This window comes from Kitasatospora sp. NPDC057512, assembly GCF_042802135.1.
Taxonomy (GTDB): Bacteria; Actinomycetota; Actinomycetes; order Streptomycetales; family Streptomycetaceae; genus Kitasatospora.
This window is the reverse complement of record NZ_JBHVET010001238.1, coordinates 1-1,315: the sequence shown is the minus strand read 5'-3', so window position 1 is coordinate 1,315 and position 1,315 is coordinate 1. Positions and strand designations below refer to the sequence as shown.

Genomic DNA, 1,315 nt, shown 5'->3' with positions numbered 1-1,315 from the left:
GCCGACCGATCTCCAGGAGCCACTGGATACCGTCGCCGTCCTGCCCCACTCCTCCGTGCGTGCCGTCGGTCATGCCGCCCTCCCCTCGCGCGCGGCCTGCGGTGACCGGGCGCGCCCGTGGGCACCCTAACCGAACCGGCCGACACCCGGTCGACACCCGGCCACCGGCCGCCGGATCGCCGCCCGAACCGGCCGCGCGCGGATCGCCAACCACCCCTGATCGATCGGAAGGAGACTGATCCGAAGCCGAACTCACCCGTCCCCCTTCGTCGTTCACCCGACACCGGCGGCACACGCCCCGCCCCCGGCTATCACCGGGACGCGGCCGGTACCTTCTTGCCCACTGCCTCGAACAGCAGCTTCGCGGCCACCGTCGCCCCGTCGGTGCGGATGCCGCCGGCCACGGCCTCCGCCCGTACCCGGGTCTCGGGCGCCAGGGCCGTGGTGAGCGCGGCGGAGAGCGAGTCGACGGTCGGTGTGCGGTCGAGATGGGCCGCGCCGATGCCCAACTCGGCCACCCGGGCGGCCCAGTACGGCTGGTCGGCGATCCGGGGGACGACCACCTGCGGCACGCCCGCCACGGCCGCGGTCGTCGTGGTGCCCGCACCACCGTGGTGAACGACGGCGGCCACCCGACGGAACAGGGCCTGCTGGTTCACCTCGCCGACGACGTGGCAGTCCTCACGGCCGTCGACCGCGGTGAGCCCTGCCCAGCCGCGGGCCAGCAGCACCCGGCGACCGTGCGCGCGGCCCGCTTCGACGGCCACCCTCGCGATGCCCTCCGGGGCGTACGCGGCCATGCTGCCGAAGCCGACGTACACGGGCGGTTCACCGGCGGCCAGGAACGCCTCCAGGTCGGCCGGGAGCGGGCGGTCGTCGGGCAGGATCCACGCGCCGGTCGGCACCACGTCGAGTTCCGTCCTGCCCTCCGACGGACACAGCGTCGGGTCCGCCGCCAGCCAGGGCCGTTCGGTGAGGACGTGGTCGCGGACGTTCTCCACCGGCGGCAGGCCGATCGCCGCCCGGTGGCTGTTGAGCGCCTCCCCGTACAGCGCGTTCACCCGCTGGGCGTCCTGCTCCCACAGCTTCCGGTAGTCGGTCTCGTCCTGCGGGGACGGCGTGCCCGGCCGCAGCCCGGGCCGGGTGTGCCGCGAGGGCAGTCCGAGGGTGTGGAAGCAGGCCAACACGTAGGGCAGGCCGAGCTTCTCGGCGACGTCCCGCGCACCGGCCGGCATCAGGCCGGTCGCCAGCACGACGTCACAGCCCTCGGCCGCAGCGGTCAGCGTCTCGAACCGCGCGGCGACCAGCTCACGGG

1 protein-coding gene is annotated in these 1,315 nt (G+C 74.9%); it reads right to left on the bottom strand.

What is annotated here, in order from left to right; translation table 11 throughout:
- Window positions 1-311: 311 nt before the first annotated feature.
- On the bottom strand, window positions 312-1,315 hold a 1,004-nt coding region (locus tag ACFU6K_RS39180), incomplete at its 5' end, for a glycosyltransferase (RefSeq protein WP_380671478.1).